This is a genomic window from Paenibacillus qinlingensis (assembly GCF_031455095.1).
Lineage (GTDB): Bacteria > Bacillota > Bacilli > Paenibacillales > NBRC-103111 > Paenibacillus_E > Paenibacillus_E qinlingensis_A.
Window position 1 is genome coordinate 103,247 of record NZ_JAVDSB010000011.1, and the last position, 24,316, is coordinate 127,562.

General features: G+C 41.0%; 23 protein-coding genes. All 23 read right to left on the reverse strand.

What is annotated here, in order from left to right; all coding sequences use genetic code 11:
* Window positions 1-52 precede the first annotated feature (52 nt).
* On the reverse strand, window positions 53-1,315 hold the full coding sequence (locus J2736_RS23675) for a motility associated factor glycosyltransferase family protein (protein ID WP_310501064.1): 1,263 nt from the start codon (window positions 1,313-1,315) through the stop codon (window positions 53-55).
* Window positions 1,312-1,665, reverse strand: coding sequence for a hypothetical protein (locus J2736_RS23680; RefSeq protein ID WP_310501065.1), 354 nt, complete (start codon window positions 1,663-1,665; stop codon window positions 1,312-1,314). Before J2736_RS23680 ends, J2736_RS23675 begins: the two co-directional genes overlap by 4 nt.
* Window positions 1,658-3,397 (reverse strand): motility associated factor glycosyltransferase family protein, encoded by a 1,740-nt coding sequence (locus tag J2736_RS23685; protein WP_310501066.1) that lies wholly within the window; start codon window positions 3,395-3,397, stop codon window positions 1,658-1,660. The genes J2736_RS23680 and J2736_RS23685 overlap by 8 nt, the downstream gene beginning before the upstream one ends.
* A gap of 119 nt (window positions 3,398-3,516) precedes the next feature.
* Window positions 3,517-4,347, reverse strand: coding sequence for a flagellin Hag (hag, locus tag J2736_RS23690; RefSeq protein ID WP_310501067.1), 831 nt, complete (start codon window positions 4,345-4,347; stop codon window positions 3,517-3,519).
* Window positions 4,348-4,508: 161 nt separating this feature from the next.
* Window positions 4,509-4,739, reverse strand: a complete 231-nt coding sequence (gene csrA / locus J2736_RS23695; protein ID WP_310501068.1) for a carbon storage regulator CsrA — start codon at window positions 4,737-4,739, stop codon at window positions 4,509-4,511.
* Window positions 4,740-4,759: 20 nt separating this feature from the next.
* A complete protein-coding gene (gene fliW, locus J2736_RS23700; RefSeq protein ID WP_310501069.1) occupies window positions 4,760-5,200 on the reverse strand; it encodes a flagellar assembly protein FliW in 441 nt (146 codons plus the stop codon).
* A 75-nt stretch (window positions 5,201-5,275) separates the two neighbouring features.
* Window positions 5,276-5,860: a DUF6470 family protein gene (locus tag J2736_RS23705; protein ID WP_310501070.1), complete on the reverse strand. Its 585-nt coding sequence runs from the start codon at window positions 5,858-5,860 to the stop codon at window positions 5,276-5,278.
* Between the two features lie 15 nt (window positions 5,861-5,875).
* A complete protein-coding gene (gene flgL / locus J2736_RS23710) occupies window positions 5,876-6,796 on the reverse strand; it encodes a flagellar hook-associated protein FlgL (protein WP_310501071.1) in 921 nt (306 codons plus the stop codon).
* Window positions 6,797-6,832: 36 nt separating this feature from the next.
* A complete protein-coding gene (gene flgK, locus J2736_RS23715) occupies window positions 6,833-8,440 on the reverse strand; it encodes a flagellar hook-associated protein FlgK (protein ID WP_310501072.1) in 1,608 nt (535 codons plus the stop codon).
* A gap of 31 nt (window positions 8,441-8,471) precedes the next feature.
* Window positions 8,472-8,975, reverse strand: a complete 504-nt coding sequence (locus J2736_RS23720) for a flagellar protein FlgN (protein ID WP_310501073.1) — start codon at window positions 8,973-8,975, stop codon at window positions 8,472-8,474.
* Window positions 8,976-9,004: 29 nt separating this feature from the next.
* A complete protein-coding gene (gene flgM / locus J2736_RS23725; protein WP_310501074.1) occupies window positions 9,005-9,274 on the reverse strand; it encodes a flagellar biosynthesis anti-sigma factor FlgM in 270 nt (89 codons plus the stop codon).
* Between the two features lie 104 nt (window positions 9,275-9,378).
* Window positions 9,379-9,804, reverse strand: coding sequence for a flagellar protein (locus J2736_RS23730; RefSeq protein WP_310501075.1), 426 nt, complete (start codon window positions 9,802-9,804; stop codon window positions 9,379-9,381).
* Between the two features lie 108 nt (window positions 9,805-9,912).
* Window positions 9,913-10,359: a ComF family protein gene (locus J2736_RS23735; protein ID WP_310501076.1), complete on the reverse strand. Its 447-nt coding sequence runs from the start codon at window positions 10,357-10,359 to the stop codon at window positions 9,913-9,915.
* A 302-nt stretch (window positions 10,360-10,661) separates the two neighbouring features.
* Window positions 10,662-12,509 carry an ATP-dependent helicase ComFA gene (locus J2736_RS23740; RefSeq protein ID WP_310501077.1) on the reverse strand — a complete coding sequence of 616 codons (1,848 nt, stop codon included), beginning with the start codon at window positions 12,507-12,509 and terminating at the stop codon, window positions 10,662-10,664.
* Between the two features lie 48 nt (window positions 12,510-12,557).
* Window positions 12,558-12,953: a glycosyltransferase family 2 protein gene (locus tag J2736_RS23745; protein ID WP_310501078.1), complete on the reverse strand. Its 396-nt coding sequence runs from the start codon at window positions 12,951-12,953 to the stop codon at window positions 12,558-12,560.
* An 82-nt stretch (window positions 12,954-13,035) separates the two neighbouring features.
* A complete protein-coding gene (locus J2736_RS23750) occupies window positions 13,036-13,761 on the reverse strand; it encodes a response regulator transcription factor (RefSeq protein WP_310501079.1) in 726 nt (241 codons plus the stop codon).
* Window positions 13,739-14,926, reverse strand: a complete 1,188-nt coding sequence (locus J2736_RS23755) for a sensor histidine kinase (protein WP_310501080.1) — start codon at window positions 14,924-14,926, stop codon at window positions 13,739-13,741. Before J2736_RS23755 ends, J2736_RS23750 begins: the two co-directional genes overlap by 23 nt.
* Before the next feature lie 97 nt (window positions 14,927-15,023).
* Window positions 15,024-17,627 (reverse strand): stalk domain-containing protein, encoded by a 2,604-nt coding sequence (locus J2736_RS23760; RefSeq protein WP_310501081.1) that lies wholly within the window; start codon window positions 17,625-17,627, stop codon window positions 15,024-15,026.
* A 219-nt stretch (window positions 17,628-17,846) separates the two neighbouring features.
* A complete protein-coding gene (locus tag J2736_RS23765) occupies window positions 17,847-18,188 on the reverse strand; it encodes a hypothetical protein (protein WP_310501082.1) in 342 nt (113 codons plus the stop codon).
* Window positions 18,189-18,374: 186 nt separating this feature from the next.
* Window positions 18,375-19,589 (reverse strand): methionine adenosyltransferase, encoded by a 1,215-nt coding sequence (gene metK, locus J2736_RS23770; protein ID WP_310501083.1) that lies wholly within the window; start codon window positions 19,587-19,589, stop codon window positions 18,375-18,377.
* Window positions 19,590-19,878: 289 nt separating this feature from the next.
* Entirely contained in the window at window positions 19,879-20,148 is a 270-nt protein-coding gene (locus J2736_RS23775; protein WP_310501084.1) for an alpha/beta-type small acid-soluble spore protein, read from the reverse strand.
* 149 nt (window positions 20,149-20,297) lie between these two features.
* Complete coding sequence (locus J2736_RS23780; protein WP_310501085.1) at window positions 20,298-20,828, reverse strand: hypothetical protein; 531 nt, start codon at window positions 20,826-20,828, stop codon at window positions 20,298-20,300.
* Between the two features lie 136 nt (window positions 20,829-20,964).
* Window positions 20,965-24,039, reverse strand: coding sequence for an S-layer homology domain-containing protein (locus J2736_RS23785; RefSeq protein ID WP_310501086.1), 3,075 nt, complete (start codon window positions 24,037-24,039; stop codon window positions 20,965-20,967).
* Window positions 24,040-24,316: the final 277 nt, after the last annotated feature.

Sequence of the window (24,316 nt, forward strand, 5' to 3'; positions counted from 1 at the left end):
TCACGATGCCATCACCTCAAAAATCTGTATGTCTTGATATTATTTCCAAATATTACACGTTATTATCGATAAATAGGCGCAAAGGCTGATGGTTCCAACCATTAATATAAGCGCCGCCTTCTGTGCAATTGTAAAAACCCATGTTTTCCTTACCTATTACATAACACTCAAACCATTTTTTATAACTAAGCAAATTCCTTGAGGTTTGCACATCTCCACTCTTATCATAATTCGGCACAATAGCCAAATTTAATCCTTCTGTAATCTTTCTTTGAGCATGAGTACTAGAAGCATGAGACATGCCATCTGTATAGGCTAAATCTTGTCCGACTAATCCTATTTTTGCAGGCCCCATGTAAACCATTAAATCCAGAAGACAAGTCGCAACTGACCCACCCGTATTTATTAAAGGCTCTCGCTTCAACATAGCTACTTTTTCTGCTTCCGTATAACCTTCCTGCCATACGATATGTCTTGATCCTCTATACTGCTTGATGGCAAGATGATTCGCCGTACTCAGATAAAATAACGGCGTATCAGGTAATTCAATGCCTGCTATTTGTCCTGTTATTACATCTTTAGCATCTGAGATCATTATAAAATCAGGAGTAATTCCTGCTCTAACCAATGGTATTACTCCTGTCCCAACTACACCAATAATAGCTATTTTGTTGTCAGAAATATGTTTTAAGAGTGGAAGTTGCTTGTTTAGTGACGGCCCCGCTGATACTAGTAGCATCATTCGATTTTTATAATATTGCTTCCACTGCAGTATACCTTTGTCATGTAATAATACATTGTCTGTGAAATTGGTCTGCATCTTATCTTCTTGGCTTTGAATTGATTTCTTCTTAAGTAGAAGATCCTTTAATACGAACCCTATATCTTCAAATTGTTCCGGCATTAGCCTTAAGGAAGATTCGTGGATTAGAACATTCCCTGGATGACATCCCTCAAATAAATTAATTTTTTCTTCTACACTTAATTCCTCAAATAATTGGATACTTACATTATCTAGAGCTTTTAAATCTGCTTGGAAAGCACTTTTTTGAAACCATTTATAAAAGTGCGGATTAAATTCAACCACTTGTACTCGTGATGGATTTAATTTCTCAATTAAATGTTTGATGTGATGACCAGCACCAAGTCCAATGACAATGATCTTTTCGGAACTGATCAAGCTTTTCTCACTCTTATGGACCCAACTTTCAACTTCTCTAATTGGATCATACTTGCTATGAAGAAATATATCCGAACCGTCAATAGTTACTTTAATTGTTGGGACTGTTCTTGTCGCAACGATCTCTATAATCACTCGGAATCCCTCTTAGATTCATTAAATATTTCTGCTAAAATTGGGTCAATCTCATATTCTAAAATATCGGCAACCACTAAAAAATCTCCTTGTGCAAGTCCCTCGTTGATTGCATTTAAATGTTGATTAAATGTACTACTTACAGGAGTGAAAACATTTTCATGATTGTTAATCATTTGACTTGCAGTTAAGACCCACTCTACCCCTTCAATAAAGCCATTTAATAATTGCAGCGCATCAAATTCTCTATCTTCTCTAAAATCTTCAATTAAGTGTTGGTTGGCTTGAATTAGTTTAGGCAAATATTCAGTTATTGTCTCTAGGGTTTCATTAACAAGATGATTATTCATAGTCGATGTTTCCTTTCTCTATATCCTGAACTCGCTCATTTATTTTAAGCAAAACCTCTTCAACATGAGGTGCAATTTCACTTATACATTGAAAGACTGTTTGATACATATATAATGATTTATTATAAATAACCTGCCGGTTCTCTTTATCGTTACCATGATCTAAATTGTCACTGCCATACATAATGTTGTTTATCAGGGGAGTCAAAATAAAGTATAGAAAATTATTTTCCATACATTCAGCTAGCGTTTGATCGTATCGATCTAAACTTTTTATAAGTTTCGGGGTAAACCCCTTGTTGTTAATCATTTCATCAGAAGCTGTTTTCGCTATTTTTTGAGCTTTCTTTAGATTAAAGGAAATCTCATTCATGATTTGTTGAAAATTCTTCCATTCTTTTATTGTTCGTATATTCTTTTCACTAATTTCTATGATCTGAGGGATCTCATAACCACCATTACAATACCGATCAATATATAATTCAAAAGGCATTTGATTCATACCTTCAATTTTCGCTCCACCTTCAGTACAGTTAAAAATAGTTTTCGCTCGATCCGTTTGTTGAATAAAATCTTCAAACCATCTTTTCATTGTCATAAATACAGCATCAGTCAAAATGGGGTCCTTGTAATATCCTTGGGTATAAAACATTCCTCTAGCTCTTTTATAATCTTCATTAAAAGTACTCTGAGACTCATTACCATCAGCATGCGTTGCATTGTCAGTATAAGCTAAATCTTGTCCAATGAGACAGATAGGTCCTTTAGATATATAAGTTGCAATTCCAAGGCTTGCATTCGCAACAGACGCTGCTCCTGGAAACGTAGTTAATTTAGTGCCGTATACTTTTGCAATCAACTCATTGTATAGTTTATGAAACAGAAGATGGAAAACAAATTTACTCCCCTTATATTCTTTAGGGATCTTTTCATGAATTTGAAATGGAAACGCCAAAGGTACATCCGTTTGAATGTTTTTAAAATGATTGTAATTAGCAATCCCACCATCGATTGCGACTACTAAGTCTGGAAAGATTTGTTCCCTGGTTAAAGTCCCTATTGTTGAGCCTGCACAAATCAAAAAAAACTTATCCCTATGCATCTTCAAAAAGGGGATTTGCTTCATTAACGAAGGTCCACCTGACGCAATTACGATAGGGCAGTCTAATTGACCGGCCAACTGGCTTAAAGCATTGGCTTCAAACCCAGAGTACAAGTTATGAGTGAAATTCACTTGCCAATCTTGAGCAAACCTGTTTCCTGTGTTTAAATAGATGATTGCTTCTTCTACAAGATCCTTAAATAACGTAGTAACTTCCTTATAGTCTTCAGGGAATGCTTTTTCATAATTAAGAGAGATAATTAGTGTAAATTTCTTTTTGTGTTTTTCGAACAATTCAGGAAATTTGCGCCTCACAAGATCTCGATTACTAGATTGCGATATTTGAACATTTTCCAAATCCAATAAGTTCTTATTTTGTTCTTCTTTCAAACATTGTTCTAATATATCCTGCTCTGGCTCCAAGATCAGCAAATAATCGTTGTCTGACATTTTCTTTATAATTTCCTGTGCAATATATCCCATGCCAATTCCGAACAGTACATGTAAATGACCCTTTTGATAATGCTTTTCAGCAAACTTTACTGCCTCGGCTTGCGGGTTATACATGCTATGTAGGAAATAATTATTGTACTTAATCGTAAAGCCATCATTTGCTTTCGTCGCTATCAACTGAAATTTATTCTCGTGCGACATTTTCAATCCTCCGTAAACTATAAACTATTATCGTATGAATCTCAGATAGTGAAAAAGCAACCGAAATGGTTGCTTTTTCATAGCAATATTCAATATTATCTTAGCAATTGAAGTACGCCTTGTGGTTGTTGATTTGCTTGAGCCAACATCGCTTGAGCAGCTTGCGCCAAGATGGAGTTTTTCGTTTGTGACATCATTTCTTTCGCCATGTCAACGTCACGAACACGGGACTCAGCAGCTGTCAAGTTTTCCGAAGAAGTTCCCAAGTTGTTGATTGTGTGCTCTAAACGGTTTTGCATTGCACCTAACTTGGAACGCTCGTCAGATACTAATTTAAGCGCATCATTAAATGTAGTAATTGCAGTATCCGCAGAAGATTGGCTACTAATGGATACACCAGTGCTTGCAGCTGTACCAGCTACACTTAACCCAGTTGCACTCATGTTTGCAATAGTAAGGGTAACATTTTGACCTGCATTTGCTCCAATGTGGAAAGTTTTACCACTAAAACCACCACTCAATAACTTTTGAGTATTGAACTCAGTAGTTGTAGCAATACGTGTAATTTCTTGAGCAAGTTGGTCTACTTCAGATTGCAATGCTGAACGATCGCTTGTTACGTTAGTATCATTTGAGGATTGAACAGCTAGTTCACGCATACGTTGAAGGATGCTGTGAGTTTCGTTCAATGCACCTTCAGCTGTTTGAATCAAAGAGATGCTGTCTTGAGCATTACGAGTAGCTTGATCCAAACCACGGATTTGACCGCGCATTTTTTCGGAAATTGCCAAACCTGCAGCATCGTCGCCTGCACGGTTGATACGAAGACCAGAAGACAATTTCTCGATGTTTTTGCTTTGTGCTTCAGTGTTACCCATCAATTGACGGTGTGTGTTTAGTGCTCCGATATTGTGATTAATTCTCATGATTTACTTCCTCCTGAAGTTCATACCCCACATCCGTGTGGTGGTTTGATTTTTATTTTCTTGATGGCGAGTTCGAAAGTGGTCGGCCGCCCAACTACTCTCCCCCGCTATAATATGTATATCGGAGGGATTCGACAAATAGTTTATAGCAAACGAATAAATTAAATATTCTTTTTCATAAATTTCGATAAATCACCAATCTTCGCAACAGAGTCAGATGCTTCCTTATTCGCTTCCTTGATTGCTAAATGAATTTCTTTTCGTAATATTCTTTGCTCTTGCGGAGCAATAATACCAAGTTTTACTGTATCACCCTCGGTTCCTAACACGATAAGCTCAATTTGATCACCAATCATAACCGATTCTCCAACTTTTCTTGAAAGAACAAGCATGCCATTCCCTCCTTTTTGTTCTAAGTTGATACCTGCATTAATTCAATTAGCCTATGCTTTGTACGATATTCCGATTTATGCAAAACGACCTGCTTTGCTTTCTTGCCCTTTTTATTAAGGATGATTGGTGCCAGCAGATTTATGGTTGTCTGTCCGACATCTTCATGCATTGTAACAAGTGACCACACTGCCACATCTTCCTCCGCCTGAATCGCAAGCTCTTCTCTATCTGCTTCCTCAAGCTCAAATTCATACTGCATATACACATAGAATGGATTTAACATCGCAAAATGCAATAGACTGTCTTCAATGGATTGCAGGTAGACGATCGCCTCATGATCATTCGACTCAATGATTAAGTATTTATGAAGATCCTCAAATCCCGGAATTCCCTGAATAAAAGTAATAATGTCCTCTTCTTCGTACGTTAGTTGTCCAAGTGACAGTGTATCGAGAATCATATTAACATTCCTCTCTGCTTTGTAATAAAATAAGCTATAGTGCTAAAAGCAGCTATAGCCTTATTGTTGCATATTTTAGAATTTCAAATCAATTTGCGGCGGTGTAATCTCAAGCTTAGGCTGTTGAAGCATGTAAATATCCAATTTACCTCGCTGATATTCAATAATTGGAGCATGAACAGTCACGTTGCGTTCAACTTTAGCTGCTTCAAAATGCCTGTCGAACTTCCCCGGCTCATAATTAATATCTATATTATCCAGTGAGGCCTCGCCTACAACTGTCCCCTTAAAGATCACAATCTCCTCATTCACGCTTTCCTTTGCCAGAGATTTAATGACATTCTCTCCAGTCTGTATAGCAGCCATTCGATTGCCTTCTTCAACGATTTTGGAAATTGCCTGTAGAGCAATATTGCTCGCTTTTGAATAAATTCGACTCATCACATCAAGAGAAGGGCCAAATCCTAGTGCGTCGTGCCATCTCGTATTATCAATTAGCAACATACCTGGCTCTGCATCAATCTCTAGTCTGGATGGCGTTGTCCTTATCTCTAGCGTTGCTCGAGGCTGTTGAATCTCCAGTTGACCCATATCAGCATCGATACCAATTCGTCCATACTGTTGGTGAATTTGTATCTGAGGAAGGGGAAGAATGCCCATCTTGTTATCCCCTTCCTATCTTAGGAAATCAATCAGGCTCGTACTAATGATTTTGGATCCTACAGATAATGAGGCCTGGTACACATTTTCATCCGTTTTAAGATTGGTGATGACTGCCGATATATCTGCATCTTCCGTTTTGGATTGCAACGTTTGAAGGTTCAGACCAATATCCTGTAACCGGGATTGGGAAAGACCAATACGATTTGCTCTTGCGCCAATATCCGATCTAGCTTCTAATAGCTTATCGTGCAATTTATCTAATCTTCCAATAATATTATCACTTACTTCTTTTATATCTCCTGAAGCTAAAGCTGCACTCAAATCTTGAAGCGCTTTGAATACATTATCTTTTGCAGGATCAGTAGCATCATAGGGTACGCCGAATGCTTGCTTGCCAAGTACGTTCACTGGCATTCTCACACCTACGCCCATGTCAAACTTGATTTCGCCATCATCGACTGTTCCTGTGTCAGCATCTGCAGTCGCCTCATTATATGGAGGTTTGTCCGTTAATTGACCATTGAATACATATTTCCCATTGAATTGGCTATTTCCGATGTTAACCATATGTGAGAAGAGCTGCTTTACCTCGACGTTAATTGCATCAAGAGCCAGTTGCGGGTTGGAACCCGTAGATCCTTCTACGGCCAGCTCACGCGCACGCTGCAACACATCGCCAGCTTGTCCAAGCATCCCGTCTGAGAAGTCAACCCAAGAAACCGCCGAATCCGCATTGCTTTGATACTGATCGTTGACAGAAACTTCACTTCGATAGCGAAGCGAAAAGCTAATACCTACAGGATCGTCCGAAGGGGCATTAATCCTTCTACCTGTAGATAGTTGATTCTGGCTTTCATTCATTCTTGATAAGTTAGCCGAAATATTCCGAAGCAATTGATTATTCATCATACCCTGCGTAATTCGTGTGCCCAAGGCTCAGACCTCCCGATCATATCTATTTATTACCTTCTATCGTCCAACGAGACCCATGCCGTTGATAACCTTATCTAGCATTTCATCACATGTTGTCATTACACGAGCTGCCGCGGCGTAAGCTTTCTGGAACTTAATTAAATTGGACATTTCTTCGTCTAATGAAACGCCGCTAACTCCTAGTCGATTGGAATCAACTTGATCCACTAAGATTTGTTGATTCTCGGCTTGTCTAGATGCTTCTTGACTCTGAACACCTAACTGACCAACGATAGAGCGGTAAAATTCATCGAAAGTTCCATCCTGAAGAACTGTACCACCTGTTGAGGAGGCATCGAAATTAATTTTCTTATCTTTTAAGTTCGAAAGCAGCAAAGCCATATCGTTGTTACCTTTAACTACTTTTTCGACGCCATCCGTATCCATAAAAGTTCTAACTGATGAAGAAATATTCGATGGGTTCTTCAGAATATCTGCATTGATAGTAACACTTGACGCACTATATTCTGTAGCTCCCGGCTTTAATGCGAAGAATGAAATGCCAGACTGTAACGGACTTGACGCAGAGTATCCTAACTGATGTAGGCCATTAAACCCCTTTACACTTACATTCAAATCATTAGGCAAGGTTCTGTCTTGAATCGTGGTGCCAAAAGTCCTTGGTGTAAGCGTGCCATCCGGGTTCACAACATTTAACGTCGTTCCAGCCGGGACTACCATTCCACTTGGAAGAGTAACTTTGATATCACCTTCAACGATTGCTTTCAGCATAGAATCTAATTGAAATTGATAATTACCTACATAATTGTCGCGAGATTGAATCATACCGTAAACTTCGCCACTATTTAAGTCCCCAGTAGCCGCAGATGCTTCAAGTGACTCCGTTGTGAATGTCGTGTTTACATCTTTACCTGTGATTAAATTGACAGAGCCCATTCTTACGTTGTATCCACTACTTACTTCTGTATGAGTAATGTTTACAATCTTCGACAAGTTGTCCATGAGTAGATCACGTTGATCTCTCAAGTCATTAGCATTGTCACCGAGACCTTCAATTCGGTAAATTTCTTCATTTAATTTGGCAATTTGTTTAATTGCAGTATTGGCCTCTGTTGCTTTAATACCGATATTCGTCGTCAAATCTCCCGATAAATCTTGTAACTGCTTAGAAGACTGATTAAAGGCATCTGTCATGGCCAACGCGCGCTCTTTAACAAGTACACGAGCCGTCGTATTCTCTGGCGACTTACTCAGTTCTTGCCACGCATTCCAGAAATTCTCGACTGTTTTACGAATACCAGTGTCAGAAGGTTCATTAATAATGGCTTCGAGTTTTTCCAATGTATCTTTACGAATAGACCAATCACCAAGGTTTTTATTTTCATTATGGAACTGGTCATCCAGAAACTTCTCTCGAATTCTAGTGATAGAATCAAACTCTACACCTTGACCCATCTGCCCAGGAACGTTGCTCCGCTGTAAGCCAGGATACTCTAGTGGGGCCGCTGCGACCATGTTGACAGTTTGTCTTGAATAGCCTTTTGTATTTGCATTCGCAATATTATGACCAGTGGTTTGAATTGCTGCTTGGTGTGTAAACAATGAACGTCTCGATATTTCTATACCCGTGAAGGTTGAACGCATGATACCGAATCTCCTCTCGTATTAACAGATTCTAAGCTTTTGTATCAAAAATCCCCATTCTTTTTGTTCCGTAAGCTTGCTGATTTGGATGCTGATACACCATGTTATCCTCAGGTCCGCCTAAAACGAGATCAACCGTATAATCGATAAATGCAAGCGACTGTTCAATCAATTGCTGATTGATCACATTACGCTCCTTCAGCCGTTTTATGATTTCAAGAAGCTTTCGCTGCGCTTCTATTAACGCAGTTTTTTCCTCAGCTTTAAAAATCACCTTAGTCAGGTCACTAACTGTTATCTTAGGATTTGGATTGTATCCTCTTGAAATTAGGTATGCGCTTATGAGTTGAATGCGCTGTTGATTCGCCTCAGTTATCAACCTAATCCATTTGTTTTCTTTATTCACTATCATGTTTAGTTTATCAACATCGTTGCGAACGAGAGGTTGTGTTTTCTCTTGCGCAAGCTCAAACAGCGCTTCATGAGCTTCACTAAGCTTATCCATCGTTTCTAACAACGACTGTATCGACGACATGTTCGTTCACCGCTTCTTTCTCATGTTGATTACTTCAAATATGGCAGGAGTTTTGCAGCAATCTTCCCCGCATCTACATGATACGTGCCCGATGCAACAGAAGATTTCAATTGTTCGATTCGAACAGACTGCTCTTCCGTACGAATTCCTTGAGCGCCAAGAAGTTCCTTCGCTTCAGCGGAAATTTCCACTTGATCCTTGGCTTTACCTTTCTTGCCAAGCGCTTGAGTGTAACTGGCGTCCCCTGTTTTCTTATAAGAATTAACTGCTCCGATGCGCCCATTATCATTAATTTTCATACTATAACACTCCTATGTTCTCTGACCTAAAAAATAAAAAGCCGATAATCGTTAAACATATTATCGGCATTTCGTATATAAAACTTTAGATTATCTATGTATCTTTATTTATGTCGATCACGAAGGCGATCCTTGATGTTAAAACTCAATTGATTCTCCTTCTTTTCGTTAGCAACCCTGCGCAACTCATCTTCCGAATTATTGCGTACGTCCTTAACGAGCTTCATACGGCAAGGTTCACAGATCGTATTTTCACGGATTAACGTTCCGCAGACTTCACATGGGTAAGACATATTAGGTGCATTCACAATAGAAATGCGACCTTCACGAATAAACTTGGTAATTTGTTTAACACTTACACCTGTTGCTTCGCTTAAATCATTTATATTGACACCCTTAGACTCCCTCAGGTATTTCACGCATTTCTCATATTGCTGTTCCAAGTCTTTCATGCAGTTCGGACAAAGCTCTGCAAAGCCTTTCACAAATATCTTTCCACAACGCGAACAATTCACCACATTCATACCCATCGTGCGCCCTCCTTTAGTATTCCCAATTCCCACTTTTTAATTCCAGTTTACCGCAATTCGACAGCTTTTGCCTAATACTATTTTCATAATAAACAATACCTTCCCGCATCACCTTGCCCAAGTAATCCCATAAATTTCGACAGGGATCGTCACAACCTCCCTCAACGTCTTCGCGCACTGATTCATCGTACTTCCTGTCGTATACACATCGTCCACGATATATATGATTATGGCCTCGCCCAGTTCTCTAATTTCACAGTGACCCTTGGCATCCACTTCAAAAACATCCGCAAGATCGTCAATTCGCTCACTGCGGTTCTTAAAGCTTTGCTTATCGGTATGCTTAGAACGATTGAGTAAGCTAATGACTGGGATTCCTACTCGTCGCCCTAACTCGCTAGCCATCTGCTCCGCCTGATTGAAACCACGTTCTTGCATTCGGCGTTCACTAACTGGAACATAGGTAATGAATTCCCGCACCTGTCCAACTTCTCCTCTCTCCAGCTGGATCAACTGAAACGAATGGACCAGCATATGACCAAAAACAGACTTCAAACGCTCGTCTCCTCGATACTTATATCTAGCCAGAAGCTCTTTCATTGTCTCATCATATCTAACTGCACTTCGGCTTCTTTTAAATTGCGTGTGCGGGCCCCGACGACAATCAGGACAGAACTCTCCCCTGCCACAAGTTGAACAAACAACCTTTCGAATCCACGGAATTCGGGCGTAACAGGCGTGACACAACCCTAACTCATCTCTTTCTAGATTGGTCTTTTGTTTGCATAATAAACACTCTTCCCGCTTAGGCCCTAATAGCGAAAATAACGCGCTACCTAGCCGGCTCCACTTTAGGTTCATCCTTTGCCTCCTTGTAGAAAACCCTGTTTGCGGGCAATTCGATTCATCGTTTTAATCTGCTTCACGGCTTCCTTCTGTGAGGCGGTTATTTCTGCAGCTGCCAAATACACCTTGCCATGCGGGTCGTCCTTCGACCTTCCTGCGCGGCCTGCCATTTGAACAAGAGCTGCTTCATCGAACAACTTCGAGTCTGCATCTAAAATGAAAACGTCAGACTTGGGCACCGTCACCCCTCGTTCAAGAATGGTTGTCGTGACCAGTATACGAATCTCTCGATTGCGGAAAAGCTGTACCTTCTCCGTACGCGATAGATCTTTGGAGGAAGTGCCCTCCACGCGAACAGCTACATCACCTTTTAACTTCGTTCTTAATAACACTACCATCGGCTCTACGAGCTGAATGTTTGGGACGAAGACGAAGACCTGCGCACCCCGTTCAATAGAATTTTCTAATCGGGATTGAATGGATAGTGGAATGGTTTGTGAAGCAATGGACTTTCTTAGGTGAGGGGTCGTTATTAACAGCGGTACTGGCAGAGGATGTTTATGAAAACGGACAGGCACCCGTACATGAGGGAGACGTCCCCGTTCGGCCGCTTGCCGAACACTGGTCGGCGGTGTTGCTGATAGCAGGATATTGGTTCCGCTAGTCTTACATACTTTGTCAGCTGCATAACTAAGCATGGGGTTATTGTGGTAGGGGAAAGCATCAATTTCATCGATGATAACGAGGTCAAAAGCTTGATGAAACCGCAACAACTGATGCGTGGTTGCGATCGTGATTTGCCCTTGCTCCCAGCGCTGCTCGCTGCCACCATACAGCGTGACCACGCTGTAATCGGCGAACGCCCGCTGGATGCGCGGTTGTAGCTCTAACACCACGTCTTTACGTGGTGTAGCAATAAGCACTCGCCCGCCACGTGCGGCGGTGTAGTGTATGAACGGGAAGATCATTTCGGTCTTCCCGGCTCCCGTAACGGCCCAGATGAGGAACTTACCTGGGCCATCAGATTGCTTCCCTTGAATGTAGCTCAGCCCCTCAAGGGAAGCATGGGTTTGGGCATCGCTGAGTCCCCAAGGCGTTATGTAGGCTTGTAGATCATCGTCAGCATTGGCAATAGATGCTGCATCACCTGAGCCTCCAAGAACAAGCAGAGAGCAATGACGAACCCTGCCCATTGTGAGACACTCCTCACAATAGGGACAAGCTTGCCCACACTCTAAGCAAGGCGACCAGAACATCCGTGATTCACCGCTACCACAGCGCTTACAGGTGTAATGCGAAGCTTTCTTGAACCACCTTCGCCAATTGCGTTTCTCTTGAATAAGTAAACCATTCGTGAGCGCCGCATCCCCATTGAGGTAAGCGAGTTGCAAGTAGGCTGGCCATGTCGTGTCTAACCCTGTTAACTCAGGACCAGATGCCTCAATTAACTGCTGAATTTCATCAACTAGCAGAGAACGCCCTCTGCAAGCTTCAACGAGTGTTACATAAACACCTTGAAGCAACTTAACTCTCGGCATATGTCCCTCACGCCATGACGTGTAGTCCATCATTTTCGAAATGTACTTCCTGTTATCGATGCCAATCGTCGCAGCTTCCCGCCTAACCATGGCGAGTAACTGATCCTCACTAAGAGTCTTAGAAGCCACTCCAATTGACCTCTTCCTCAACCCTTCGAGCAGCCGCATACCTTGCCCTAATGAAACAAAAGGTTCGAACAATACGAGGCCGGCGTCGGCTGCGTAATGCTCGAACCAATATTGAATATCTGTTTGGGCGTGTATCGTACATTGCCATTCCCATACCTGATCTTTGCGAACGGCATAGAGCTGAACCTTCATACCTCACCGCACTCTCTTCTTAGCATCTAGATTTGAAAGCGTTTACCCTTAGACCACAGGTATTTTAACAAGTTCCTCCCTATTACTGAGATGAACGAGTACAACTGGATCTTCATCATGCTGACTTAAAAAACGATCAACAGCATCATACTCAGTTTGAAAACGCAGATCTAACGCATACGTTTGGGATAAACGCTCAACGATCTCTCGCGTATCATCCGACGAACCTTCGTCAATAATCGTTGCTTTGACTTGGTTGCCTTTTACACGCGAAAAGAAAAATAACGAGCGTATTACCCACTCAATCTGATTCTGATTATTTTTGGTAACAAGTAAAATAGTAGCCGGTTTCTTCTTCGTCCCTTTACGGGTACCCAATAAGAGATGAAGTACAACAATGCTGAAGCCATAGCAACCGAAGATACAAAGCAATCCAATCCACATAGCGGGTCCCTCCCTTACCTGCAGTGTATGCGGCAGAGCAAAGGGGGGTTCCTATAGGCACAGAAATGAAAAGGCCGAGAAATTACAGCGTAACCCAACCGTTTTTAATAGCAATAATTACCGCTTGCGTGCGGTCATCCACTTCCATTTTCTGAAGAATACTACTTACGTGGTTTTTCACTGTTTTCTCACTAATGTACAAAAACTCGCCAATCAATTTATTACTTTTACCTTCAGCCATTAGACGAAGCACTTCTGCTTCCCTTTTGGTTAATGGGCTATTCGTATTATGTATGTATTTCAGTGCGGAATCCTTCACTCCAGTGCCTGTTCCTACCACACCAGCGTCATCCAAGTATGTCATACGTCTAAGTTGATTAATAAGCTTGCCTGTTACCTTAGGATGAATGTAGGCATGCCCTGCAACAACCGAACGAATCGCGTTGATGAGTGACTCCGCTTCCATATCCTTAAGTAAGTAACCTGAAGCCCCTTTGCGCAGCGTTTCAAACACATAGCTCTCATCATCATGAATAGAGAGAATGATAACCTTAATATCAGGAAAAATCAGTTTCAAGCGTTCTGTAGCGATCACACCATTCTCAAGGGGCATATTAATGTCCATGAGTACAATATCTGGCGTGATTTGATTACACAGTTCAATGACCTGGATGCCATCGCCACACTCACCGATAACTTCCATATCATCTTCCATATTAATAATTCTTTTTACACCTTCACGAAATAGCTGATGATCATCTGCAATGACAATATGCACATTGCGTTTATGACTCCCCGTGTTGTCCATTCTGATTATCCTCCTTGTTCTCTCCAACGCCGCCGATAGGGATGAGCATCGTAATTTTTGTTCCTGAATCTTTCTCAGACTCAAGCACCATCGTACCTTCAAGTAGCTCTACACGCTCTCGCATTCCCAGTAACCCGAAGTTATTTCCCTTGGCTATTCTTATTTCTGTTAGCTTCACATCAAAACCAACCCCGTTATCAACAACGTAGATTTGTACTTGATCTGGCTCTAATGTGAGTTCAACAGACAAGAAGGTTGCTTTGGCATGTTTATATACATTCGATAAAGCTTCCTGCACCAATCGGAAAATAGCAACTTCTAACCCTGATGGTATACGTGCCTCTTTCCCAACCAAGTTGAATTGTGTGTGGATTCGGTATTTATCCTCGAAATCCTGCACATATTTCCGTAATGTAGGTACAATCCCTAAATCATCGAGCGCCATTGGCCGGAGGTTGAAAATAATCTTCCGAACCTCCTCAAGGCCATTTCTGACTTGCCCCTTCAAATCGACTAACTCGTCCTTAACTGCCGACATATCTTCTTTCAAAAGCATGCGATGAGCAATTTCGGTTCTAAGCACGACATTCGCCAACGTTTGGGCCATGCCATCATGAATTTCTCGTGCAATTCGTTTGCGTTCTTCCTCCTGAGCCAAAATAATCTTCAGCCCAAGTAGTTGTCGATTCTTAGCAGACTCAATTATTCGTGTTAACTGATTGAGATCTCCTGATAAATATTCTAATGCCACATTCATCTGTGAGACAATTGTCTCAGCGCGTTCTACCTGCTTGTCCACATTCTTCATGCGAACCTGCAGGTCATTGCGTCGGTCCTTAAGATTATTCTCTTTTTCCCGTGCAACAGTTAACTGTAGTTGAAAAGCGATAGCGGCCTCATAAGCAATCTTGATATCTTCTTCACGATACTTGTTGAAATCACGGCTAACTTCCGTGAGCCGGATCCGCGACCTCTTGTATTCTTTTTCTAACATATCCACGAGATCAATCGTGACACCCGTCTCATGCTTTATGTCATTCAGCTCACGAGCAAGCGACTCTTTCTCTAAGCGTGATGACTCAGCAATTTCAAATAATTGATACTTGCTGCTTTCCATGACGTTAATGGCGTTGGTTATGACCTGGTCTATAGCGTCTGGTTGCACATGAAACGAGCTCCTTTTAAAAAACGATATAGTAGTAAGTTGTCTACCCCATATTGTAGCATAGTTTTTCCTTTTTGCCGTGTACTTCTAGTACTATTTATTCAATAGAAATTCCATAATTCTGGGGATCCCAGCCTACTTTGAAGCCTAATCGCTCCGAAATCAGTCGTAATGGGACCATAGTCACATTATTCATGATCGCCGGTGCCACCTCAGCCGTGATTCGACCGCCATTGACAATGAGATCAGCTTGATCAATCCATAGGTCAATTAGTTTATCCCCACGTATAACGGTTACCTTACGTTCTTTGTCATCCCACTTCACCGTACCACCCAAAGCCTCAGTAACGAAACGAAGCGGAACCAAGGTATTATCTTTTACAATTGTCGGCGCTTGCTCCAACGTCATCGGTTTACTATTTAGTGTTGCTTGCTTTTTGTTTACAGTAAGTTTAATTGCATTTTTCGGTAGAGCTGGTAATTGTCCTTTATAAATAAAAGAAATATCGTCAATATTAATTTTCCCTTTAGCAGCTCTTTCATCCTGCCCATTGGCTGGATTTGCCACATAAATACTTTTAACGGATAGTGGAGCTTTCAGATCTGACACATCTGCTGTCACCTTACGCCAGCCTGTCCAGTTCATGTTCTCCGTAAAACTCACATAGTTCAATTTACCGTCCGCATCTATGACTTCAGCACGAACCCAATTGAAACTGCCATCACCCAAGACTTTCGCCGTAATAAATTCTGGTTGACCCTCGATAGGCGCACCATTTCCGTTATTAAACTTCGCGTAGGCTGCTTTTGTTCCTTGTCCCTTTGAGAAATCATAAGCGATTTCCAAGTTTTTGTTTCCATTGTTTTGTGTAATATTCACCGTAGAAACAACCTCTGCCGGATATTTATCACCTGTCGTCATTACCGCGAACTTATCTAGGTCATACCAAACCTTCTCCTGCCCGACTGGCAAAGTAACCATTGTGCTATACCCATCGTATTTCGCGATAACTTGAGCCGTTTGTGCCCCAGCCGTACTATCTACATGCAAAATGCCGTTGGTAATCGTCCCCTTGACTCCGCTAAGCTCCCAAGTAGCTGATGCCGCGGGTAAGTCTCGTGTTGCTCCACTTCGTGTTGTAACGGTTATTGGCAGCTTGAAATCGCCCCCCTCTGTCAAAGAGAACGCCCCTGAGCTGAAAGCCATTGAGGTGATCTGGTCACGCCCGACAACCTCGACATCCATGGTCGCCGATCCTTTTCCCGATTTAGCGACAATCTGCGTTTTCCCTGGCACTGTTGGTGTATAGACATTATCTTTAAAAGAACCATTCGCAACCGTGCTGCTCCACTGAGGAATGATGCCTGTAACGGCAATTGGATTATAATAATCATCATAAGCTTTAAATTGATAAGTGCTGGATTCATTCATGAATAATAGCGATTGCCCTTGTAAAATAAGACCTTTCAACTCACCCTTCGGTGCTGTCGAATACACACCTAATCCATTCGCTACGGCACGTTGATTGCCATTTTGCGTTTTGTTCACTAGCTTCGGATCCACGTCGCCTAACGGCCTAGATACCATCTGTGTCGAACCACCGCCGTCAAGCACCATCCCCCTCCAAACACCTGCATCAATCATGAATTGCTGCAATTCTGGAAGTGTCATTCCCGCACTGTTACCGCTACGATCCGCTGTTATAATAAAGGCCTTCTTCAAATCCTTTGAGTAACCCACAGCTGTACGTGAAACTGGACTATATCCGTTAAAATCATTAATATTCCGCGTAAAATAACTCGGTTTCGCCTCATCTACTAGCAATGTACTGCCGCCGATGAGCATTTTAAAGTTTTTCCAATCATATGTCTTGGAAGCATCGTGTGGAACCATGTCATATTTCGTCGTAACTTTATCTCCCACTTTGAGATGATTCACAATAAACTCTCTAGCCAAACCCGAGCCTCTTAGGATATAACCATCCACAGGCGCAACCATTTTCACATTCGTATCAATCTGAATCTCCTTGACGATATCATTCTGGATCAGGGCTTCGGTAGGTACGTGTGTACCGTCCACAGCACGTTGTGTCATCGCCCAAGCGCTGGTATAAAGGAATAGGCCATCTGCAATCAAGGGAACGTCGTTATCGTCCCAGTAGAACGTTTTATTCACACCACCAAGTTCGAAGGATGTACCATCTTTAGCCGTAACCTTACCCTGAAAATCAAAAATATCAATAATCGGCTGATTCGTCTTCGTAATAGCAAAAGAATACAGTCCCGAAATCTTCGCTGGCGTCGCCATAACTTGTCCATTTGTAATCTGCGCGCCCTCCGGTACTCCCTCTGCTTGTGTATTGTAGAAATCACCATTTACCCCAGCTACTGCTCCCGTATCCTTTACCATGCCAAGAACACTCTGATTTTTCGTGAACTGATTTTTCGTGCCTGCCATTGCGTCTATCTTTACGTTCGGGTTCGTCAAATCAACCTCGATCACATTAGCATTCACCGATACTTCTTTATTACTTCGTGTTGTCGTCCATACGTAATTCTTCATAATTGCGCCTGATGTAATCGTGTCCTGCGAGCTCAATGTCAGCTTCGTGCCCGCCGCGTCCACCGTAGTCCCCGCAACCAACTGCCACACCATAGCGCAAGCCAATGCAGCTATTCCTACTTGCCTCTGTACCTTCACGTTGCCATTCCACTCCTCTTTCAATCTATTTCTTTCATGTCTATCAATTAAACGATACCTATATAGACTCTTAAACTATGGAAAAAGTTACGATATTCTCCATGTTGTATTCATATGTCAGGAAATGCACTCAAATAAGCCAATATAAGGAAATAATGACTAAAAAAGAGCACCACCCTTTCGGGTCTGCTCTCTGCTTGAGATGCTATATAATAATTTTTATATAATCTTTTTAAGCTTAGCCTCTTGTTCAATCGAACGCGCCGAGAGTAGTTCAATAATTCTATGTTGTTGTTCTTGAACATTTTCCAATCGTTTCACGATCTCATTGGTTTCTAGGACAGCTTGTTTGATTTGGGACTGTTCGAATTCGAGTCTTTCGAGACGAGTGTCAATTGCTTCTAACTTACCATCTATACTATTCAATCGTGCATCTACTCCATTAAACTGAGCATCTACTCCATCTAATCGAGAACCAATTCCATCTAACCTCACGAGTACTGGTGATAATTCTGTCCTAAGTATAGCGGTAAGTGCGTCTTTCAATTCGTTATCTAACATATCGCTCTCCCTTCTTCTCATAAAACAGAACGTATCTACTAGTTATCATAACATAATTCCCTATGAATTAGCATCAGATGACATATACATATAGTACCATAGATAATTACATATGTAAAATATTAATTTACTTTTGTGAACATAAAGATAAACAAAAAAACCGCCCCAAAGGACGGCTTCTCTATATTAATGCTTAAGCTCTAACGCTTGTGCTTTCAAAGTCTCTGCTTTATCTGTACGCTCCCACGGAACATCTAGATCGTTACGACCGAAGTGACCGTACGCCGCTGTTTGACGGTAGATAGGACGACGAAGGTCAAGCTCTTTAATGATACCCGCTGGGCGAAGGTCAAAGTTACTGTGAATCAGCTCAACAAGCTTCTCTTCACTTACTTTAGCCGTACCAAATGTATCTACAGCAATAGACACAGGACGCGCAACACCAATAGCATAAGCCAATTGAACTTCACATTTCTCAGCAAGGCCAGCTGCTACGATGTTTTTCGCAACATAACGCGCCGCGTAAGCACCGGAACGGTCAACTTTTGTTGGATCTTTACCGGAGAATGCACCGCCGCCATGACGAGCGTAACCACCGTACGTATCAACAATAATTTTACGACCTGTAAGACCTGCATCCCCTTGAGGTCCGCCAATAACAAAACGACCAGTTGGGTTGATGAAATAGTTCGTGTTCTCATCCAACAAGTGTGCTGGAACGATTGGAAGAATAACATGCTCTTTAATATCTTTTTGGATTTGCTCCAAAGTCGTGTTCTCATCATGCTGTGTGGATACAACAATTGCATCTACACGAACAGGTTTATCATCGATGTACTCAACAGTTACTTGAGTTTTACCATCTGGACGCAAGTATGGAAGAGTGCCGTTTTTACGAACTTCTGTCAAGCGACGAGCCAATTGGTGAGAAATAGAGATCGGAAGAGGCATAAGTTCCGGCGTCTCATTTACTGCAAAACCGAACATCAAACCTTGGTCACCAGCACCAATTGCTTCGATTTCTTCATCGGACATGGAACCTTCTCTTGCTTCAAGGGCTCTATCAACACCTTGTGCAATATCAGGAGATTGCTCGTTCAAAGAAACGAGAACCGCACAAGTTTGGGAGTCAAAACCGTACTTCGCGCGTGTGTAACCAATTTCTTTAATTGTTTGTCTAGCAATCGCTTGAATATCTACATATTCGGATTTTGAAGTGATTTCACCAATTACCAAAACCAAACCAGTTGCTACAGAAACCTCACATGCTACACGAGCATTAGGGTCATTAGCTAGAAATGCATCCAAAACCGAGTCAGAAATTTGGTCACAAATTTTATCTGGATGACCTTCTGTTACGGATTCGGATGTAAATAAACGACGTCCACGAACTTGAGCCATATTATTCATCCTCCTACAGTACATTTAGTATGTTTGAAAAGCTTCTACTCGATGCCTCTATAATAAAAAAATCGGGCCCGGCTTTAGCGGCAGCTTTTCACGCCAAACGGAATCCCTCTTTTGCGCTCATGCGCTGTAAAGATAATTGAATTCCGCAAAAAAAATGAACCTTTTCCGATTGGAAAAGGTTAAATGAAAGATTGACCTTCAATAAATTATCTTACTTCATTTGTCGTCTAGTGTCAATTCATCACAGCAATCTTTATAAAGGAAATAAATGCGTATTTCTCTAGAGAGTGAACAGCGTTTCTTCGGCTCGTTGGATCAGACGCTGCGTAATCCGTCCACCTACGGCTCCGTTATCTCGAGATGTGATATGTCCCCAGGATTCTTTTCTCATGGGAGCTGCTTGAATAGAGCCTAATTCTGACGCAAACTCGGTATCTGCATTGAGCGATGACATATGGTTGCCTACTGGCAAGCCTAGTTCTGCTGCAATCTCATACTTTAGAATATCTAATGCCTTTTTCGATTCAGGTACCACTTTACTTCTAGCCATAACCAAACGCCTCCTCAGAGTTTAAGTGTGATCATGCACGCGGTAAGTCGTTGCTTTTCTCAACTGAGTACAATGATTAGTATGGCTAGAATCCCAAAGCCAACACGCATAAGAAGTTGTCATTTTGGGTAAAATTATGGAGTAGACATTTATTGCGAAACCTTACTACCATCTGCATTCAAAATCAAATAGCTTCCGCGCACCATGACAAAAATGTCCGACGTATTCTTCGGCGATGACTTTATACCTCGGCCCTCTGTCGGGAAAATCAAAAGATGATTCAGCGCGACTTCTGTCCCCGCTGCTAAATCTTTGCCTCCCGTTACATCCGGGATGCCGTTCTCATCGCTGCTCACGGCCAGCACCCTGCCGGTTCGCACGATAAACTCCGCGCCAGCGCCTGCGTACAGGGTTTGTCCATTTTCCAATTGGACAACCTTCATGTTTGCTGCTGCCGTTGGGGTAGATCCTCCTGCGCTCGGTTGGCCATTGGCCGCTAGCGCAGCTGCAACGATCTCTTTCACCTTTGTTTCACTTAAGGTGTTTTGTTCGAAGTAGCTTTGGGTGATGAGTGGATCGGTGCCGCCTGGGGTTGGGGCTTCGGCTAGGGATGTTGATACAAAAGTAAAGAGAAAAAGAAAAAGGATAATATTAAATAGTGTAAGCTTTTGGGATTTCATGATGTCACTCCTCATTAGTATTATGAAAAAATCTTATTGTTAAAAGTCTAATGTAAAAAGACTAACTGTTCAAGTTATACGCTATTTATTTTAGAAAATACAAAAAGGACCCGAAGGTCCTTTTTGTATTCAATAATTAAGGATTTACAACAGTTGTTCCCGCACCATTAATTACTACTTGAGTAGTAGCAACTTTCCCACTAGGTGATACAGCTTGAATTACAAAGGATGTTACACCTGCAGTCATTCTTACAGTACGACCATCAGATGGATCTAATGTTACAGTATCATTATTTCCACCTTTAACCTCACTAATTAGGTATTGAACGCCCAATATTGCATTATACTCATTTACTACATCAGTAGTGGACTCAGACTTATACTCTGATCCATATTGATCTTTAACAGTTAATTTGTTCATTAATTTGTAAGCGTAAGTGCCATTAACTCCAGCGAAACTTTTTACAGAATGAGTTGACTTATCAGCTGTGATAGAAGCAACAGCGATAGGATCATTTTTGACATTAACGTCAACTACTTGATTCACAATTTCACCTTTTGCAGTTTTAAAGGATACACTAACTTTAGCAGTACCAACTTTATTCCCGATAACATAAGCTTCATTGGAAGCCACTCCAACTTTTGCAATGTTTTCGTTGTTACTTGTTACAGAAATAATAGATTTTGGTACGGCCACAACAGCTCCGGAGGCATCCTTTGCAGTAATTGTCACCTTTTTTGCATGCTTACTTAGAGTAGCAGAATCAGCGTTTCCATCTTGAATACTATTTTCTACCGCATTAAACAAATCAGCTACTGGATTAGCCGAGTACGTCAAGTTTACCCCTGAAGCATTAGGATCAATTACAGAAACTTCTTTAGTAATCGACTTAACATTGTTGTCAATAACTGTTGCACTAGTAGAATCAAGTTTACGTAGAGCAAAAGTTACGTTTGTTTTTCCACCTTTTGAACCAGGATTAGCAGTAAATGTATACTCATTATCATTAATATCGCCGATTGTTTTTGAACCATTGCCTAGATCAAATGCAATGTTAGGATTAGAATCAGCGCTAGTACTTACAAAAACATCATATTTTACAGAACGAGTACCATTGTTTTCAGTAACAACGCCACCATTCGCCATAGTTTCAAGATTCTCACCATATTGATCTTTTACCAATAGTTTCACAGCAGTTGTTGCTGTTTCAACAGCTTTAGCAGCAGGATCAGTCGCTACTGTCATAGTTACTGGATAACGAGCTTCTGTAATTGGAAGACTCAAGTTTGCATTGCTTGTAGTACCACTCTCTGTAATAGTTGTATAAGCAAATATGTTAGCAGTACCTTTACCAGTTAGCGATGCAAGATGAATCTTTCCTTTATTTGGCCCTACGGCAACAATAGGAGTCACAGTGCCATCAGACTTGTGAGCTAGCATTGCTTCAGGAACATCAGTTGTAGGTCCAAAAGCAATATTTCCAGAAGCGCTTAAAGATAGACGATCAACATTATCAACAACATCTTGCGCACTCAAAAGGTTACCTGCAGCATCAAATAGATTTAACGCAACATATTTATCTGTGTCACCATCGGCATATGATCCTGTAAGTTCACCAAATTCTATTTTAGCTGGAACTGAAACAGCTTTAACCGCAACTTTAACTGTTGTTGTTGAACCTCCACCAAATACCGTAATCGTTTGTTCACCAGATACAGTTGCTTTAGAGTTTAATGTTACAACAACTTCATCAATACCGTCATTATCTTTATCTTGAAGGACAGCTGTGTACTGATTATTGAAGTTTGGTGTTACCTGAATATTCACAGGGAACGCATTGCCTGTTTGTTGGGTTATTTCTTGTCCATATTGATCAATTTGTACCAATTTAATTACAGCTTGATCTCCCGCGTTAATTAGTGCATCTTTACCATTTTGGTATTTCACTTCACCAAGCTCGACTTTAGAAACCATTGGAGGCAAACCAACTTTAAATGTTTTGGAAGCACTCACGCGGCTATCATTGTTGTAAATGTTCACGCTGAAAGATGATAGATTTGCAGTTAACGTATTATCTTTAGTATCAACGACAATGAACAGATCTCCATTATCTGATTTAGTAACACGAGCACCACCAGGAGTAGTAGCATATGCTGTGTAGGAACTAGCACTAGCAGAAGCTTTCTCACCATATTGGTTTGTAGCTGCGAGCTTAATACTAACTGCATCTGCTTGTGCTACGGACTCACTAGCATTAACGAAATCAATTTTAGTTACTTCTTCGTTCTTAGCTTCAAAAGTTGCAGTGGCTTTATCAACTGTACCTACAGCTAGTCCGCTAACAGCAACGGTATAAGTTCCTTGACTGATATTAAGATCTGTAAGTGTAATGATTGCAGATTTCTTATCAGCAGCAAGTTTAAATGTAGAAGCAATAACGACTGTACCTTTTTTTAATTCTAATTTAGCTGCTTCTTCTACTGCTTTACTGAACTTAACTTCCACAGTTTTTACACCTGTTGCTTTTGCTTCCGTTAAAGACAATTTAGTCAGTGATTGTACAGCTAAATCAGCAACATATGAACCCAACACAAGATCAGTGCGAGTAGCAACCTTAGCTCCGTCAGTACCTAGATCAACACCATTTGTTTTAGCAACATCTAGGTAGCCTTGGTACCAAGGAGTAGTTGTTTTAACGTCTGCTGTTTTACCAAGACCTTTAACAATCAATGTAGCAAGTTGACCTAAAGTTACATTATCTTTAGGAGCAAATGTTGTATCAGTCATGCCATCAATAATTCCAGCTTTTTTCGCAGCTTCGATGAAAGGAATAGACCACGCGATTGATGAATCCTTTCCATCCACATCAGAGAAAGAGGAAGTTGTTTCAGTGCCAACAGTGAGGTTAAAGATTTTGGAAACAAGCTTAGCAGCTTCTGCACGCGTCATATTTCCTGCAATATCGAAAGTTGTATCAGTCTTACCTTCCATGTAACCTTTAGAAAGAAGAACATCGATTTTAGCAATAAGTGCTGCATCTACATCTTTAAGATCTGTAAAATCTTTCGAAGTTTTGATTACTGTTGTTGAAGCTGTAACTGTAGGGGCAATAGTATTAGTAGTTGTTAATGGATCTGCAGCCATAGCTACTGATGCAAACATTGAAAGAGCTAGTGTTGTTGTTGCAATAACTTTTAAACTTCTTTTCATATGTGTAATTCCTCCCAGATGTGTGTTGTTCTATTTCTTGTTACGTGTAGTAAATGATGTATCACCTTTGCTACAAATTGAGTATACTATGAATCTATATATTCTTCATTACTATTAATTTTCCATTTTAAATGTTTTAACTTTTGATGCTCTCGATTTTCTAACTTGATGTTAAAGAATAAACAATATAAATTGCGGAATACTTATAAAATGAAAGAGAGCCCTAAAGAGCCCTCTCAATACCGATCAGTATATATAAATTAAATTTCAATAATTA